This is a genomic window from Paenibacillus sp. FSL K6-4396 (assembly GCF_038002525.1).
GTDB classification, from domain to species: Bacteria; Bacillota; Bacilli; order Paenibacillales; family Paenibacillaceae; genus Paenibacillus; species Paenibacillus amylolyticus_B.
This window is the reverse complement of the sequence record NZ_JBBOCR010000001.1, coordinates 2,422,849-2,439,460: the sequence shown is the minus strand read 5'-3', so window position 1 is coordinate 2,439,460 and position 16,612 is coordinate 2,422,849. Positions and strand designations below refer to the sequence as shown.

The 16,612-nt window shown below is 44.9% G+C and carries 16 protein-coding genes; 1 reads left to right on the top strand and 15 read right to left on the bottom strand.

Features of this window, described 5'->3' with window-relative positions; translation table 11 throughout:
• Positions 1-12 precede the first annotated feature (12 nt).
• The 4 genes from MHB85_RS11050 to rplS all read right to left on the bottom strand — a co-directional run bounded on the left by MHB85_RS11050 (position 13) and on the right by rplS (position 3,393).
• On the bottom strand, positions 13-714 hold the full coding sequence (locus MHB85_RS11050) for a ribonuclease HII (RefSeq protein WP_091017327.1): 702 nt from the start codon (positions 712-714) through the stop codon (positions 13-15).
• A gap of 465 nt (positions 715-1,179) precedes the next feature.
• Positions 1,180-2,043, bottom strand: coding sequence for a ribosome biogenesis GTPase YlqF (gene ylqF / locus MHB85_RS11045; RefSeq protein ID WP_036670353.1), 864 nt, complete (start codon positions 2,041-2,043; stop codon positions 1,180-1,182).
• Positions 2,044-2,073: 30 nt separating this feature from the next.
• A complete protein-coding gene (gene lepB / locus MHB85_RS11040; protein WP_047842465.1) occupies positions 2,074-2,694 on the bottom strand; it encodes a signal peptidase I in 621 nt (206 codons plus the stop codon).
• Between the two features lie 357 nt (positions 2,695-3,051).
• A complete protein-coding gene (gene rplS / locus MHB85_RS11035; RefSeq protein WP_017689212.1) occupies positions 3,052-3,393 on the bottom strand; it encodes a 50S ribosomal protein L19 in 342 nt (113 codons plus the stop codon).
• 349 nt (positions 3,394-3,742) lie between these two features.
• Between rplS and MHB85_RS11030 the strand changes: the two genes are divergently transcribed.
• A complete protein-coding gene (locus MHB85_RS11030) occupies positions 3,743-4,708 on the top strand; it encodes a polysaccharide deacetylase family protein (protein WP_091017328.1) in 966 nt (321 codons plus the stop codon).
• 3 nt (positions 4,709-4,711) lie between these two features.
• On the opposite strand, the gene MHB85_RS11025 is transcribed toward MHB85_RS11030, so the two are convergent.
• The 11 genes from MHB85_RS11025 to smc form a co-directional block, all read right to left on the bottom strand.
• Positions 4,712-5,959: a hypothetical protein gene (locus MHB85_RS11025; protein ID WP_091017330.1), complete on the bottom strand. Its 1,248-nt coding sequence runs from the start codon at positions 5,957-5,959 to the stop codon at positions 4,712-4,714.
• A 151-nt stretch (positions 5,960-6,110) separates the two neighbouring features.
• Positions 6,111-6,485: a VOC family protein gene (locus tag MHB85_RS11020; protein ID WP_091017332.1), complete on the bottom strand. Its 375-nt coding sequence runs from the start codon at positions 6,483-6,485 to the stop codon at positions 6,111-6,113.
• Positions 6,486-6,673: 188 nt separating this feature from the next.
• Positions 6,674-7,441: a tRNA (guanosine(37)-N1)-methyltransferase TrmD gene (gene trmD, locus MHB85_RS11015; RefSeq protein ID WP_091017334.1), complete on the bottom strand. Its 768-nt coding sequence runs from the start codon at positions 7,439-7,441 to the stop codon at positions 6,674-6,676.
• Between the two features lies 1 nt (position 7,442).
• Positions 7,443-7,955, bottom strand: a complete 513-nt coding sequence (gene rimM, locus MHB85_RS11010; RefSeq protein ID WP_091017336.1) for a ribosome maturation factor RimM — start codon at positions 7,953-7,955, stop codon at positions 7,443-7,445.
• Positions 7,956-8,295: 340 nt separating this feature from the next.
• On the bottom strand, positions 8,296-8,526 hold the full coding sequence (locus tag MHB85_RS11005; RefSeq protein WP_024630185.1) for a KH domain-containing protein: 231 nt from the start codon (positions 8,524-8,526) through the stop codon (positions 8,296-8,298).
• Between the two features lie 23 nt (positions 8,527-8,549).
• Positions 8,550-8,822: a 30S ribosomal protein S16 gene (rpsP, locus tag MHB85_RS11000; protein WP_017689219.1), complete on the bottom strand. Its 273-nt coding sequence runs from the start codon at positions 8,820-8,822 to the stop codon at positions 8,550-8,552.
• A 53-nt stretch (positions 8,823-8,875) separates the two neighbouring features.
• Positions 8,876-10,252: a signal recognition particle protein gene (gene ffh, locus MHB85_RS10995; RefSeq protein WP_062833767.1), complete on the bottom strand. Its 1,377-nt coding sequence runs from the start codon at positions 10,250-10,252 to the stop codon at positions 8,876-8,878.
• A 63-nt stretch (positions 10,253-10,315) separates the two neighbouring features.
• Positions 10,316-10,666, bottom strand: a complete 351-nt coding sequence (gene ylxM / locus MHB85_RS10990; protein ID WP_017689221.1) for a YlxM family DNA-binding protein — start codon at positions 10,664-10,666, stop codon at positions 10,316-10,318.
• A gap of 261 nt (positions 10,667-10,927) precedes the next feature.
• Complete coding sequence (trhA, locus tag MHB85_RS10985; RefSeq protein ID WP_017689222.1) at positions 10,928-11,575, bottom strand: PAQR family membrane homeostasis protein TrhA; 648 nt, start codon at positions 11,573-11,575, stop codon at positions 10,928-10,930.
• 146 nt (positions 11,576-11,721) lie between these two features.
• Positions 11,722-12,735: a signal recognition particle-docking protein FtsY gene (gene ftsY, locus MHB85_RS10980; RefSeq protein ID WP_091017338.1), complete on the bottom strand. Its 1,014-nt coding sequence runs from the start codon at positions 12,733-12,735 to the stop codon at positions 11,722-11,724.
• Positions 12,736-12,843: 108 nt separating this feature from the next.
• A complete protein-coding gene (gene smc / locus MHB85_RS10975) occupies positions 12,844-16,413 on the bottom strand; it encodes a chromosome segregation protein SMC (RefSeq protein WP_091017340.1) in 3,570 nt (1,189 codons plus the stop codon).
• Between the last annotated feature and the right edge of the window lie 199 nt (positions 16,414-16,612).

Genomic DNA, 16,612 nt, shown 5'->3' with positions numbered 1-16,612 from the left:
TTCAAACCTGTGTTAAAACAACGATTGTTGCTCTCCAAGCAGGTTGCCCAGAAAACTGCGCCGATGCATCGGGGTTGCCCCCAATGCCATAATTTGCTCCCGATGAACTTTTGTTGCATATCCTTTATGTATCGACAAACCATATTCCGGATATAACGTATCCCATTCTTCCTTACACAGCCGATCTCGCGTTACCTTGGCAATAATAGATGCCGCTGCGATCGATTGACTATTAGCGTCACCTTTAATGATGGATAGTTGAGGTACATTTACATCCACCTTCTCGGCATCCACCAGCATATAATCAGGAGTTTCTCCCAATGCTTCAACAGCTCGTTTCATCGCAAGTCTCGCAGCCTGCTTGATGTTAAGCCGATCAATTGTCTCTGCATCCGCGTACCCGATACCTACCGCCAGCGCTTTTTCCATAATGATGTCATATAATGCATCTCGTTTTTTCTCCGTTAATTTCTTGGAGTCATTCACACCTTCCAGGATAAGATCCTTCGGTAAAATAACCGCCGCTGCAACAACATCCCCAAACAAACAGCCCCGTCCTACCTCATCAATGCCAGCAATACGTTCAAATCCACTGTCCCAATACTCCCGCTCGTAGAGCAACAGGTCTCGAGGTTCACTGGCTTCTTTTTTCTTCTTTGGTCCAATCGGTGTATCCAGTAGATTCAACCCGATCTCTTCATTATTTTCAAACATAATACTCATCTCCTCTACCCACGCATTTTCAGCATGCGTATCACTTACAACTTTTTTATAATATAGACGCAGATCCTCTGTCTTTTGTTCTGTACAACCTGTCTCTCACAGCAAAACTTTTCCTTGAGGTTTACAATAATAAAGATAGTTATGTCTTCATTTATCGGTATTTGATGGTTTAAATTGAATATATCAGACCTCGTCTAATTTAAATTGCACCACCATTCATCATAGCACGAATTAGATGCACCTGATATATAGGTCAGCCAATTCCATAAAGCGTACTGTTCTTCAATCCTCTTCCATTTTATCGTTTTCGACGTATGTTCCAGCTCTTCTTCCGCGTTTGTATACACAAAAAAACGACCGCTCCCGGTAATCCGGTAACGGCCGCTTCTTTCGGCACTTGTATATATGAAATGAACAAATGAAGATAATGATCTTCATCGTGTAGAGTCCATTTTTTTAATAGGGAGCTTCCATAGAAAAACGTCCCATTTTTCCCGCTCGCAGTTCACGCAGAAATGCTCGTGATGCCTTTTCCAGATCAATGCGTCCACCGCTTACAACACATCCACGGATACGACCGACTTGTTCCATAATCGCAATAACACTGTCTGAATCATCTGCATCTTTGGAGAACTCCTGAAGTCCGTATCTCTCTTCAAGAGCGTCCCAGTAATAACGCATCAGGTAGCTGATTCCAAAAAAGGCGATATCCTCTGCATTCAAAATTTCCTCTTTGATTGCACCTGTTACGGCAAGACGATAACCTACATTTTGATCTTCGAACTTGGGCCAAAGAATACCCGGAGTATCCAATAACTCCATTTCTTTGCCAACTTTGATCCACTGTTGCCCCTTCGTCACACCAGGACGATCTCCTGTTAACGCAATACTCCGTCCAGCCAGTCGGTTAATCAGTGTTGATTTACCTACATTGGGAATCCCTACGATCAACCCGCGAACCGCACGAGGATTAATCCCTTTGGCAATTTGACGATCAATTTTTTCTTTAAGAAGAAGCTTGGCCTGAACGGGAATATCTTTAACATTCGTTCCCGTCGAAGCATCTACAGGAAAAGCGGTAATTCCTTCTTTTTTGAAATATTCAATCCATTCTTGCGTCACTTTTGCATCTGCCAAATCCGATTTGTTCAACAAAATCATCCGGGGTTTATCCAGCAATATTTCATCAATCATTGGATTACGGCTGGAGACAGGCAGACGGGCATCCAATAGTTCGATGACCACGTCGATGAGCTTTAACTTATCCTGAATCTGGCGTCTGGCTCGAGTCATATGACCTGGAAACCATTGTATCGTCAACTTGTCTTCACCTCATTATTTACTTCAATTTCAGTGGTTGATCCACTTGATCTCACCGATCGGCCAGAAAATCACATCTGCACGACCAATAATATCTTTTAACGAAACATAACCGATCATACGGCTGTCTGTACTATTTGGACGGTTATCTCCCATGACAAACACATGACCTGCCGGCACTTTGCCATCAGGGAACTGTTCATTCGGGAAATCCTTCACGTTATAGGTTCCACCATTTGCTTCAGCTGCATCAATGGCTCCTTGAATATACGTTTCATCAACCTTTTTACCGTTAACCATCACGGTATCGTCTTGAACCTCAACGGTATCACCTTCTACAGCAATAACACGTTTAATGAAATCTCGACCTTCGGATGGTACGTGGAAGACGATAACTTCACCGCGCTTCGGTTCTCTGATATCATATAAGATTTCGTTGACAATCACACGTTCACCCGTTTCAAAGTTCGGCTGCATGGACGGACCGTCCACAACAAACGGTTTGAAGAGCAACCACCGAATGAGAATGACAAGAACTAATGCGATAACAATAGCTTTAAGCCATTCAACAATTTCATTTTTGGCTTTTTTGGATCGACTATTTTTCTCTTCGGCAGGATTGCCCTGGTCATGTTGAACTTCTTGTTCCATTCAAGATCTTCCTCTCTTCACAGTACATGTTTATAGCAGTACACACATCCAGCATTCTGTATCGTTCCAATAACTCAATGGATGGATACAAAACATTCACATCAGTTATGTAATCTTTCACCAAGCATTACAGTACATTTAATCCACAATTCAAATGCCTTCAAGAGGTTGTTCAAAAAGTCGGTACTGAAACCGGTCTTTTGAACACGCACTTCAATAACTGACTTTACAAGCCTCCCGGACTATTCACCGCATGTGTTGCCATACCATTTTACTCGGAAGTGTACCTCCGGTTCAACTTTTCCCGGACAAAAACGAAAAGGGCTTGTCTCCAAGCCCTTCCCGGTATCCGTTATATTAACGAATTTCTTTAATTCTCGCTGCTTTACCGCGTAGTTCACGAAGATAATAAAGCTTCGCACGACGAACTTTACCACGGCGAGCCACTTCGATTCTATCGATTTTAGGGGAATGAAGCGGGAAAGCTCTTTCCACACCTACACCGTAAGAAATTTTACGAACTGTAAAAGTCTCACTGATTCCACCACCACGGCGTTTAATCACAACACCTTCGAACAATTGGATACGTTCGCGAGTTCCCTCGATTACCTTAACGTGCACTTTCAAAGTGTCACCAGGACGAAAACTCGGAAGATCCTTGCGAAGTTGTTCTTGTGTAATCGCTTGAACGATATTCATCTATGACTCCCTCCTTCCATACAGGCGTTCATACTTCTTCCAGAGATCACCTTGTCTCCTTCATCATCCATAGAGGACCGCCGTATTCCACATAACAGACTTATTGTATCACGCAGCATATCAAAACACAAGAGAATTTAAACAAATGCCTATTGTTCAATCTGCCACTCTGAAACTCATCCATCACATGTTAACTTCATCCTAAAATACATTCTCCCATATGGATAGTGAATCAACGCTCTAATCTGCAAGTCAACCTGATACAGGAAAAAAAACTGTAACTTCCAGTGTAGTAATATCGTCTATGATATAACTTATTGACCACTTTAAAAGGAGAATACCCAGACTTATGAAATATTGGAAAAAGATCACACTTGTCCTACTCGCCATGCTCACATGCTCCATTACACTATATTCATATGCCGTAACTCACCCAACGAATGCACTGTCACACAAAGCCTGCACATCCTGGGACATAGTCAAACGCAAAGCATTCGAGCTGTCACACACTGACTTCTCCAACCAATCTGCGCTGGATCGTTCTACCTTCAGGATTGAACAAGGTACTGCTACAGAAGTACCTGTACTGATGTATCATTACATAGAGCCCAAATTGAATAATCACGAGACAGATAATAAATCCATCATTAATCTGGAGGATTTTGAGCAAAATATGAAATACCTGCATGATGAAGGCTACCGCACGATTACACTGGATCAGCTTGAGCAATATGTTAGCGGGAAGATTTCCCTGCCACAGAAATCCATTGTGATTACCTTTGATGATGGATACCAGAACAATTATACATTAGCTTACCCTGTGCTTCAAAAATATAATTTTCATGCCTCGCTGTTTGTCATAGGCAGTAAAATTCAAGATCAACCTTCGGAATTTGAGCCCGCAATTAACAGTTTCATCTCCAAACCAGAGATGCAGGCAGCAACTGATGTATTTGAATTTAACAGCCATACCTATAACCTGCATCACAAGGGATTTATGCGCTGTGGTAACAGTGTTCCTGTCGGTCTGGACACCAGTCTTCTGGATGATGATATCCAGCATATGAAGCAAACCGGAATAGACACACCTTATCTGGCCTATCCTTTTGGTTATACCAGTACACAGATGATCTACAAGTTACAGCAACATGGATATCGCATGGCCTTTACCGTAAAGTCTGGATTTGTGCATCCAGGAGATCATCCCATGAAGCTGCCTCGCTTGACGGTCACGACAGGTACTGATTTGGCGATCTTGCTTCAACCCGAATCCAGTCCGCAGAACGAATTATCTGCATCGGAGAATGACCAGTAAAATCTAGATTTTAACTTCACCGCCCGGATACAGAGTCGAGCTATACAGCATTTTAAGCTGTGGCTTGGCTCTTTTTGCATCGGTAAGTGATAATGTCATCGGAGAGCTGGAATACATCACCGCTTCCTCTGCGTCATAGATAATGATCTGTTCTTTCCCCGTCTGAACCAGGTCTGCATGCACCGCATATCCCTCTTTCGGGAATTCAGTAACCGTTTTCATATCTCCATCTACCAAAGAAGGCAACACATCTCCACCTCTGCGATACGCCAAAATATAATCGAGTCCACCCTCATCCCAGTTACACACAGGCTCTATAATGGTTAACCAGCCCCGAGTCGCGCGATTTTCTTTCCAAATTTCTTGCCCTGCGCTATCCAGCATGAACATTCCATCCTTACCATGCTCATCCCCTCGGACAATCCGGTCCAGGCCTGCAATCTGTAAACCTTCCATTCCAGTACAAAAATGACCCAATGCAATATGCTGTGATTCAATCGAATCTTCATAACGCCACTTCTCATTACCATAGCGGTCCATCATGACCGTAACACTGCCACCAATGACAACCTCAACTTGCCCATCACCGTCAACGTCTCCAAACCATATACAGTCAGCATGATCCTCGAGATTATGACAAGACCATAACAACGTCCCATCATGATCCAGCATGTCATATCCGGCCATCACTTCATCTTTCCCATCTCCATCGATGTCATATACCCATGGAAAATGTCCCGGATTCCCTTCATGCTTCCATAACAAATTAAAATCATGGTCGAGTGCCCATAACGTCCTATAGCGGTCTTTCAATATAATGTCCATTTTCTGCTGGTTACCCGTCAGGTTGGCGAGAATAATGCAGTCATGTGCTTCATCCCCTGGCAGATCACGTGTTTCTTTGATCTCTCCGGTCCGGCCATCCAACACGAGAAATTGTTTGTCCATGACACACAAAACTTCATTATTTTCATCTCCATCCCAATCTGCGATCTGAGCGGGATAGTCTGAACCCGGACCACCTGCATCCGGATCAGGAGTTCCAACCTGCCATAGTAATGTTCCTTCCAGATCAAACGCAGTCAAACAACATACCTGATGTGGGACATACCGATCGTCTATACCCCCATCTGCCTGTACCAGCAACATCTCAAGTCTGCCATCCCCATTTAGATCTCCCAAAAGCATTTTGCAGCGTTCTCCAGCTTGGCTAATATCTACTCTCGCGATTTCATAAGGCTGATGATTCATAACCTTCCTCCTCAGCTATCTTTATATTCAATTCCAGCTGAGTTCACCATAAAGAAAATCCCTTTCTTTTACAACCCTATTTAGAATCATGCAAAAAAGTTCAAATCTGCAATAAAGTGCCTACGTAATTAAACCATTTAAATGAATGATTTTAAACCCACTCTAAAAACTCAAGGCGATTGCCAAAAGGATCATTTATATAGAAACGTCTTACTCCTTCATCTGCTCTTGCTTCGTCATCGACAATATGAATTTGGTTATGAATGAGATGATCACGCAACTGATCCAAATGTTGTACATGAAATGCCGGATGAGCTTTTGTGGCGGGAATAAAATCTTTTTGTACTCCAATATGCACTTGGTGTCTGCCACACTCGAACCATACACCACCCCGTTTTCTCAGAATTTCAGGTTTGGGAATCTCCGTCCAGCCTAACAGGTTATTGAAAAAATGACGTGCCTCCGCTTTACAACCTTCAGGTGCCGCGAGCTGAATATGATCAAGACCAATAATATTGTAAGTCATTCATACACCTCCTTTTGTTTCATTTGATGAAACTCAGTTTCATTATTTATACTTACATTTTATAAAATATACTAATGAAAATCCAGTATTCTTTTCAATGTACACAAAAAAAAGCCAACCTTTGGTATCAAGGTCGGCCTTTTCGAACTCTGGAAAATAATATTTACGTGTTTATACGATACATATACTTACTCTGTGCTATCTTTACGGTTCGGGCGTATCTTTTTCAACCAAATACGTTCTTTATCCGTCAAATCGGCCTTTTCCAACATCTCCGGTCTGCGCTCCAGCGTACGAAGCAACGACTGTTCTCTGCGCCATGCCTCAATGTTCAGATGATGTCCCGACAACAGCATATCCGGTACTTTCATGCCCCTAAACTCGGGTGGACGTGTGTAGTGTGGATATTCGAGGAGTCCAGTACTGAATGAATCCGTCACAGCACTTGTCTCATTGCCAAGCACACCGGGTATAAGACGTACGATACTGTCGATCGCAACCATAGCAGGTAACTCCCCACCCGTGAGTACGTAATCACCAATGGATAGTTCATCCGTCACGAGAAATTCGCGGATACGCTCATCGTAACCTTCATAATGTCCACATATAAAAATCAGATGATCTTCTTGCACAAGTTCTTCTGCTTTTTTCTGTGTAAACGTCTCACCTTGCGGACACATTAGAATGATACGTGGAGATTTCATCGATGCCGCAGCTTCTCCGCGTTGCTCCAGAACATCTTCTACAGCAGCAAAGATCGGATCTGGTTTCAGCACCATGCCCCCACCCCCACCGTAAGGAGCATCATCTACTGTATTATGTTTATTGGTCGCATAATTACGGAAGTTGGTTGCACCAAGGGATACGAGCCCCTTCGTTTGAGCTTTACCCAGAATGCTTGCTCCGAACACACCGTCAAACATCTCCGGAAATAGCGTTAATACATCCACTTTCATGTTACAGCAGCCCTTCCATCAGGTGAATCTTCACTTGCTTCTTTTCGATGTCCACATCAAGTACTACATCATCAATAACGGGAATCAGCACTTCTTTACCTGCAGGCGTTTTGACAACCCATACATCATTGGCACCCGGAGTCAAAATTTCAGAGATGGTTCCAAGCGTTTCACCCTCTTCGGTGATAACCGAACACCCAACGATTTGATGGAAGTAGTATTCACCTTCCTCCAATTCAGCCAGATTCTCTTTCAACACTTTGGCCATGCCGCCCTTAAACTTCTCTACTTCATTAATATTGCCATACTCTTTCAGACGAAGAATATACATATTCTTATGCAAACGTGCAGATTCCACGTTAACTATGACGGGATGATTATCTGGTGTAAAGAAAAACAACTCTGCATTTTTCGCGAAACGCACTTCTGGGAAATCGGTTATAGGCATGATTCTCACCTCACCGCGAATTCCATGCGTATTAACGATTTTACCTACATTCATAAACTCTGCCATAAATCCTCCTATAAAATTAAATCAAATTAAACAGGTACCTCGACTCTGGTACAGCCGTTCCGGCGACGGTTCGTTCTTTCGATCGCTGTTACCCCCTCATTTTGAAAATTGCTTTAAAAGGTGAAAATGAGGTGATAGCGTATGCTTCCGATGTAGCTTTCTTTCAGAAAGCTTTAAGGCGAGCGCTAACGCTTCTCCAGAATCGATTCCGTCCCCTGTACTGCTCCGAAGTCACTCATAACCCAAAATTTAATACATTATAATATCTAGTCTAACATATTAGTTTCAGCATGCACGAAAAGGGGCTAGGACATGCATCCTAACCCCCTTTCGTATATCTTTAAGATATGATATCAACGGTAACCCGTTTATCCATCTTAACTGCTGCTGATGTGACGACCGTACGAAGTGATTTCGCGATTCGTCCCTGTTTACCAATTACCTTCCCGACATCGTCAGGATGAACGGTTAACTCATAAACGACAAGCCGGTCTTTCTCAACCGTCCGAACCGCCACATCTTCCGGATGATCGACTAAAGCCTTAGCAATTATGCTTACTAATTCTTCCATAGATGACCCTCCGAATCAGCACTTTATTTAGATAATTTAGACTCGTGGAACTTCTTCATCACGCCCGCTTTGCTAAGCAAGTTGCGGACAGTGTCAGATGCTTGTGCACCGTTTTGAAGCCATGCCAATGCTTTATCTTCATCGATCTTAACAACAGCCGGTTGTTCAACCGGGTTGTAGTAACCGATCTCCTCGATAAAACGACCGTCACGTGGGGAACGGGAATCCGATACCACTACGCGGTAGAAAGGAGCTTTGTGAGCACCCATACGTTTCAGACGAATACGAACTGCCATTTGAAAATTCACCTCCTTCAATGAAATCTGTATATGATCCAGCTTTGCTTAAATCAACGGAAAGGAAACTTCATTCCTTTACCCATACCTTTAAGCTGCTTCATCGCTTTATTTTTACCGCCTTTAGGTCCCATCATATCCGAGAACTGTTTCATCATGCGGCGCATCTCATCAAACTGTTTGATCAGACGATTTACTTCAGCCAGAGATGTTCCGCTTCCGGTAGCAATACGCTTCCGGCGGCTATGGTTGATCATGTCCGGGTTACGTTTCTCCTCGGTCGTCATTGAGTAAACGATCGCTTCGATCCGGCCCATCTGTTTATCATCAACCTTCAGATCCTTGGCTTGTTTCATCTTGCCCATGCCGGGAATCATATCCATGATCTGGTCGATTGGTCCCAGCTTTTTCACCTGATCCATCTGCTCCAGGAAATCTTCAAACGTGAATTCTGCATTACGCATCTTCCGTTCCATTTCCTTGGCTTTATCGGTATCAATGTTTAATTGTGCTTTCTCAATCAGAGATAACATATCACCCATACCGAGGATCCGTGAAGCCATACGTTCCGGGTGGAACGGCTCCAAAGCGTCAAGTTTCTCTCCAAGGGAAGCAAACTTGATTGGACAACCCGTAACTGCTTTGACAGAAAGCGCAGCACCACCACGAGTATCTCCATCCAGCTTTGTCAGGACAACCCCGGTCAGATTAAGCTGCTGGTTAAAGTGTTCTGCTACGTTAACCGCATCCTGACCTGTCATGCTGTCTACGACAAGCAGTACTTCATCCGGATTCACTACGCTGTGAATCTGGCGAAGTTCTTCCATCAGTTCTTCATCAACATGCAGACGTCCAGCTGTATCGATAATGACATAGTCATTACCGTTATCTTTGGCATGTTGAAGACCTTGACGTGCGATCTCAACAGGGCTTGTCTGATCTCCCAGTGTGAATACCGGCGCTTTGATCTGCTCGCCAAGTACTTGCAACTGTTTGATCGCTGCCGGACGATAAATATCTCCTGCAACAAGCAATGGTCTGCTGTTTTGCTTTTGCAGCATTTTAGCCAGTTTACCCGATGTGGTTGTTTTACCAGCACCCTGCAAACCAACCATCATCAGCACCGTAGGCGGTTTGTTCGCTTTAGCCAGTTTTGCTTGGCTTCCACCCATCAAATCCGTTAGTTCCTTGTTAACGATGTCGATGATGACCATTCCTGGCGTGAAGCTCTCCATCACTTCTTTGCCAACAGCCTTCTCTTTCACCTTGGCGATGAATTCCTTGACCACTTTGAAGTTTACATCCGCTTCGAGCAATGCCAGACGTACCTCGCGCATAGCCTCGGCTACATCTTCATCAGACACCTTGCCTTTGCCGCGCAGCTTGCTGAACACATTCTGTAATCGGGTCGTTAATCCTTCAAATGCCATGATCCCACCTCCTTAAGCTTTAATACTGTTTTCAAGACCGATCCGTTCCGCTCAGCCAATTCTTCATTCACTAAGCTGAGCAACGATATCGTGTATTTGTTTGTTGTTATCAATGGAGACGCCTGCGCGTTCCAATGCATTTTGCAAATCTTCAAGATTGCGATTACGCCGTTCATGCTTTTCCAGCAAGCCCAGCTTGCTTTCGTAATTTTCCAGCACTTGTTCGGCACGCTTGATATGCTCGTATACCGCCTGGCGGCTGATCTCAAACTCGGCTGCAATTTCACCAAGTGAGAAATCGTCATGAAAGTAATACTTTAGAAAAGTCTGCTGTTTCTCGGTAAGTAACAATTCATAAAAAGCAAACAGCAAGTTAATCCGGTTTGTCTTCTCAAGCCGATTTTCTTGACTCACATCGGGGCACTCCCTTCGTCAAGGAAAAACACTTTACACTCTTGCAACGTTCCTAATAATACCTAAAACAAATCAGGTTGTCAAGCAAAAATACTTGTCACAATAAAAACAGCTCTGATGATATGTTATTTCGATGTTTAACGGGCGGTTTATACCTTTTTCACTACAAGCAAATTCTATCTGTATCCCTGCGACCCACCTCGATGTAGAAGAAAAAACGAATGCATCTCAGTCCGTGGAGATGCATCCGTTTATGGTGTTCTAACGAAGTGGTGTCAGGTACAGCAGTACCATAAAGAAATGAAGAATACTGCCTGCCAGCACAAAGAGATGCCAAATCGCATGGTGGTACGGAAAACCACGCCATACATAAAAGAGCGTACCCAGTGTATACATCAGGCCTCCAGCAACCAGCAGCACAATGCCGCCTGTAGGAATGGCAGCCATAAGCGGTTGCCAGGCAATAACGATGAGCCAGCCCATCGCAATATAGAAAATCGTGGACATGAATAGAAACTTTTTCGTAAAAAACGCCTTAAAGATCACGCCGAATAATGCGATACCCCAGATTATACCGAACAGGGTCCATCCAAGTGTACCGCGAACAGCAATAAACAAAAGCGGAGTGTACGATCCCGCAATAAACAAATAAATGGAAGAATGATCGAAAATCTCAAATAAATCTTTCACTTTTCCATCTTTCCATGCATGCACGAGTGTAGAGCTTGTATAGAGCAACAGCATGGTGATTCCGTAGATCGTGAAACTGACCACATGCCAAGCCGTGCCTTTCATACTTGAAAATACAATCAATATCACCAGTGCAGCTACACTGAGTGCAGCGCCGATTCCATGTGTCACCGCATTGGCGACTTCTTCACGGCGAGAATAGGTATACGTATTGGCCATTTTCAACCGTCCTTTCTAACCCTTTAACATTGCCTGCTTTATTCCTCCATTATACACGTATTGCCAGTGACATTACACGTGACACTTATCACGTATATCACTGGCAATACGGTTAACATTATTAATTCATCCTATTATTAATGATTCTAGGAATTAGCTTCCTCTTCTTCAGCACTTTCCGCTGGCTGTTCCTGGATCAATCCGGCGAACAAAGCATGCACAAATTGCTCAGAATCAAACGGCTGCAGATCATCAATCTTCTCACCCAGTCCTACGAGCTTCACAGGTAAGTCCAGCTCCTGACGGATCGCAACAACGATCCCCCCTTTGGCCGTTCCATCCAGTTTCGTCAGTACGAGGCCAGTTACACCGCTTTTCTCACCGAAAAGTTTAGCCTGGTTTAAAGCATTTTGACCTGTTGTTGCATCCAGTACCATCAGTACTTCATGCGGAGCATCCGGAATTTCACGCTGAATGACACGATAGATCTTGTTAAGCTCGTCCATCAGGTTCGATTTGTTTTGCAAACGACCTGCTGTATCACAGAGCAGAACATCCGCACCCCGTTGTTTCGCTGCCTGTACCGCATCATACATAACCGCTGCTGGATCAGAACCAGATTGCTGTTTGATCACATCGACACCGGCACGTTGTCCCCATACTTCCAGCTGTTCGATGGCTCCGGCACGGAACGTATCTCCAGCTGCCATGATGACTTTTTTACCTTGTTGTTTAAATCGATGTGCCAACTTGCCAATCGTTGTTGTTTTACCAACACCGTTAACGCCAACGAACAAAATAACGGTAATGCCATTCGGATTCATTTTCAATTCGTTATTCTGTTCACCGCGAAGAAGACCCGTCAGTTTCTCGGACAATACAGGCTGCAGCTCAGCCGCGTCCTCAATTTTGCGTTTTTTCACCTCAACGCGCAGGTCTTCGATCAGATTCATGACTGTATTCACGCCAACATCTGCTCCGATCAAAATCTCTTCCAGTTCTTCATAGAACTCTTCATCGATTTTTTTGCGGCGGATTACGAGATCCGACACTTTTTCCACTAACCCTTTACGTGTCTTTTCCAATCCATCCTTGAACTGTTTGGTGACCGACTCCGTTTTGCTTGCAATGCTGTCTCTCAGCTTTTTAAAAAAACTCATAAAGCCCCTCCATCGTGTCCATAATCTAAGCGCTTCTGCAAAAATGCTCAATCTGAATGATTATCAATGATTACAATGAGTTCGTTTGTCTCGCAGGTTTGGATCAGATCAGGCAATTACTGCTTCCTCATCTTCCAGTTTAACCGAAACAAGCTTGGATACTCCGCCCTCTTCCATTGTAACACCGTACAGCACATCTGCCTCTTCCATCGTACCTTTACGATGGGTAACAACGATAAACTGTGTCTGTTCGGAGAATTCACGCAAGTACTGGGCAAAACGTACCACGTTAGCTTCGTCCAGTGCTGCCTCTACTTCATCCAACACGCAGAATGGTACTGGTTTCACATGCAGAATAGCAAATAATAAAGCCATCGCCGTCAAAGCCCGCTCCCCACCGGATAACAGTTGCAGGTTTTGCAGTTTCTTGCCTGGTGGCTGAGCCACGATATCTATTCCCGTTTCAAGCAAGCGCTCCGGGTCCATCAGAACAAGGTCAGCACGTCCCCCGCCAAACAGCTTGCTAAACACGGTACCGAACTCACGGCGGATGGCATCAAACGTGATCTTGAATCGCTTCGCCATCTCGTCTTCCATTTCCCGAATAACCTGGTACAACGTTGTTTTAGCTTCAACCAGGTCATTCTTCTGTTCACTCAGGAACTCGTATCGCTCATTGACTCGCTGGAACTCCTCAATCGCTCCCAGGTTCACATCACCCAGGGCCGATATACTGCGCTTCAGCTTCTGTACCTCTGCCTGTGTATGCTCCACGTCTTCTGGCACAGGATAACGCTCTTTGGCCAGTTCATAGCCCAGTTCGTATTCATCCGTCAGTTTTCGCAGTATATTTTCCAGCTCAACATCCAGCCGGTTCACGGAAATTTCCGTCTGTCGCATCTGTTCTTCCACAGCTTTTAACTGCGTGCGCTGTTCCTTCGTTTCGCTCTCGGCAAGCTCAAGCTTTTTCGACAACTCACTTCGGGCAGCACGTTTGAAGTCCAGCTCCTGAGAAGCTTCCGCTTTTTTCAGCTTATACTGGTTCAGATCTTCAATCTGTTTAACACTCTCGGTCTGTGTTTTCTTGAGATCTGCTTCCATCGAAGCCAGCAACGTGCGATTCTGACGAAGATCTTTCACCAGCGACTCTACTTCCCGCTCCAGACGTCGCAATTGTTCTCCATTGGAGAATCGCTCCTGATCAAGCTTGCCTTCGCGCACTTTCAATTCGGTGAGTTGGCTCTGCAATTCTTCCTTCGCGGATTCATTGGCTTTCCGAGCAAACTCGGCTGCATGAATGGCACGATGAGTCGCTTTTTCTTCCTCTTCAAGCTGCTCCAGCTTCTTCACAGCGACGATACGTGCCATATCCAGCTCTTTGATCTCTTCGGTAAAGCCGCTCTTCTCCTGCCCGGCAACGGCAACCTGTTCAAGCACATGGCGAAGCTCATGCTCTACCTGTTTCATTTCCATCGAAGCCTGCTGTTCTGCATTTCGGGTATCATCACCGGACTGACGAAGTTCATCCAGTTTGTCCTGACACTGCTCCAGTTGAACTTTTACATCATCCACACTGCGATGCAGTTTCACGATCTGATTTTCCGTATCCAGAATATCCTGGTCGAGCTGGTCCAGCTGCCGTTTCCGGCTGAGCAGACTCACATTTTTCTTGTGCTGGCTACCACCTGTCATGGAACCACCCGCATTGACCACGTCACCTTCAAGCGTCACAACCCGGAAACGATACTGACAGCGAGCCGCAATTTTATTGGCGACCTCCAACGTTTCGGCAATAATAACATTACCTAACAGACTGCCAATGATTGAAGCGTACTTGGATTCGAATTGTACAAGATCAGCACCAATCCCCACAAAACCCTCCATACCTTCGATCATGGAACGTTCAGCCGCTCCAATGGCACGAGGACGAATGACATCCAGAGGCAGGAACGTTGCACGCCCCAACTGGCGTTGCTTCAGAAAAGCAATTGCCTGTCTGGAAACTGATTCATTTTCCATGACTACATGTTGCAAGGACGCTCCCATTGCTGTTTCTACCGCAAGTTCGATCTTCTCGGGAACTTTTACGAGTTCAGCCACAGCTCCATGAACACCGCTCAGCGTACCTTTACGTGAAGCCTTGAGGACCTCTTTGACACCCAGCATGAATCCGTCAAAATCATCCTGCATCTCTTTCATCGTATCGCGGCGGGAAACTTGAGCTTCACGCTTCTGTTCCCATTTACGGACCGTACCCCGACTTTCTTCGAGCAGCTTCTGCAGCGACTGGAGTCGTTCACTTTCCGTAATGTAGCCACCACGTAGATCACTGATTTCTTTGCCCAAACGAACAACTTTTTTCTCAATGTCCGCTTTGCGACTCTCCAGTGTCTCCTTCTGATCTTCCCATTTGCCTGATTCTTCAGCCGCGCGATTCATTCTGCGCTCCAGCGTTTCTTTCTGCTGATCCACATAACGAATTTCATTGCGTGTCTGAGCCATCTGATTCATCAGTTCCAGCAAATTGCCTTTGAGGCTTTCCTCTTGCTGTTGACTAATGCCACCTGTAACACCGATGAGTTTGGCTTCTTCCTGGGACAACTGATTTCTCACATCATTCAGTTCGAGATCAAGTTTGCCAAACTTCTCACGCAGTGCAAGCAGCTCGGTTTCCCGTTCGCGATGTCTCTCTTCACTGGCAGCAAGTGTTACTTTGAGCTGCTCCTGATTTGTTTGCAGATGGTGGGAGCGCTCCTTGAGCAATTCTCCAAGTCCTTCACTTTTTTCTGTCGCTTCACTGAATTGCAATAAGGCGGCTTGCAGTTGCTCTGTCTCTGTTTCCAGGATACGCAGCGCATTCCGATCATTTTCCAGCTTGGCATCATGGGTAGAGACAATCGCTGCGAGTCCAACCTCTTCCTGTTTTAGCGATTGCAGGCGCTCATTTGCCTTACTCCAGGAAGCATGAATCTGTTCGATCTGGTACACATACATGGAAATTTCCTGCGATTTGAGCTGTGAACGAAGTTCTTTATAGTGGATCGCTTTCTCCGATTGTTCCTTTAGCGGTCCAATCTGATCTTCAAGTTCAGTCACCAGATCATGAATCCGCAGCAAATTCTGCTCGGTCTCATCCAGTTTGCGCGTCGCATCCCGCTTGCGGGATTTATATTTAACAATACCTGAAGCTTCTTCAAAGATGCCTCTACGATCCTCTGAACGGGTACTCAGAATCTCTTCGATTCGCCCCTGTCCAATAATCGAGTAGGCTTCCTTACCAATGCCGGTATCCATAAACAACTCCGTGATATCCTTCAAACGACAAGATTGTTTGTTAATAAAATATTCACTATCTCCGCTGCGATGTACACGACGAGTCACCGTCACCTCACCGAAATCCAATGCAAGTGCGTGATCCTCGTTATCAAGCGTTAGCGACACTTCACCGAAATTAACGGCCTTCCGTGCGTCACTGCCTGCAAAGATGATATCTTCCATCTTGCCACCACGCAGTGACTTGGCACTTTGTTCCCCCAGAACCCAGCGGATTCCGTCCGATATATTACTCTTTCCACTTCCGTTCGGACCTACAACAGCCGTAATGCCACGAACGAACTCCATCTCCGTTTTGTCGGCGAATGACTTGAATCCACCCAATTCAATCCGTTTTAAAAACATAGGGTTTCTCGTCACCTCCTCTTGCAAATTTCAAGTATTGCCTTCCAGCGCCTAAATAAATTGAACTGAAATAAAGTTCATTTATCTAGTTAACGATCAGGCTAACTCCCCCTGAACCTCTTTACAAAAAAAAGAGCAAAAAGCAGTCCGGCCGATTACTTCCGCCGGGGCGGACCCGCGGGCTGCTCTTTGCTCTTCG

Bases quoted from the DNA above. Each gene is read 5' to 3' on its own strand.
- MHB85_RS11050 (WP_091017327.1), bottom strand. From the start codon at position 714: ATGTTTGAAAATAATGAAGAGATCGGGTTGAATCTACTGGATACACCG.
- lepB (WP_047842465.1), bottom strand. From the start codon at position 2,694: ATGGAACAAGAAGTTCAACATGACCAGGGCAATCCTGCCGAAGAGAAA.
- rplS (WP_017689212.1), bottom strand. From the start codon at position 3,393: ATGAATATCGTTCAAGCGATTACACAAGAACAACTTCGCAAGGATCTT.
- MHB85_RS11030 (WP_091017328.1), top strand. From the start codon at position 3,743: ATGAAATATTGGAAAAAGATCACACTTGTCCTACTCGCCATGCTCACA.
- MHB85_RS11025 (WP_091017330.1), bottom strand. From the start codon at position 5,959: ATGAATCATCAGCCTTATGAAATCGCGAGAGTAGATATTAGCCAAGCT.
- MHB85_RS11020 (WP_091017332.1), bottom strand. From the start codon at position 6,485: ATGACTTACAATATTATTGGTCTTGATCATATTCAGCTCGCGGCACCT.
- trmD (WP_091017334.1), bottom strand. From the start codon at position 7,441: ATGAAAGTGGATGTATTAACGCTATTTCCGGAGATGTTTGACGGTGTG.
- rimM (WP_091017336.1), bottom strand. From the start codon at position 7,955: ATGGCAGAGTTTATGAATGTAGGTAAAATCGTTAATACGCATGGAATT.
- MHB85_RS11005 (WP_024630185.1), bottom strand. From the start codon at position 8,526: ATGGAAGAATTAGTAAGCATAATTGCTAAGGCTTTAGTCGATCATCCG.
- rpsP (WP_017689219.1), bottom strand. From the start codon at position 8,822: ATGGCAGTTCGTATTCGTCTGAAACGTATGGGTGCTCACAAAGCTCCT.
- ffh (WP_062833767.1), bottom strand. From the start codon at position 10,252: ATGGCATTTGAAGGATTAACGACCCGATTACAGAATGTGTTCAGCAAG.
- trhA (WP_017689222.1), bottom strand. From the start codon at position 11,575: ATGGCCAATACGTATACCTATTCTCGCCGTGAAGAAGTCGCCAATGCG.
- ftsY (WP_091017338.1), bottom strand. From the start codon at position 12,735: ATGAGTTTTTTTAAAAAGCTGAGAGACAGCATTGCAAGCAAAACGGAG.
- smc (WP_091017340.1), bottom strand. From the start codon at position 16,413: ATGTTTTTAAAACGGATTGAATTGGGTGGATTCAAGTCATTCGCCGAC.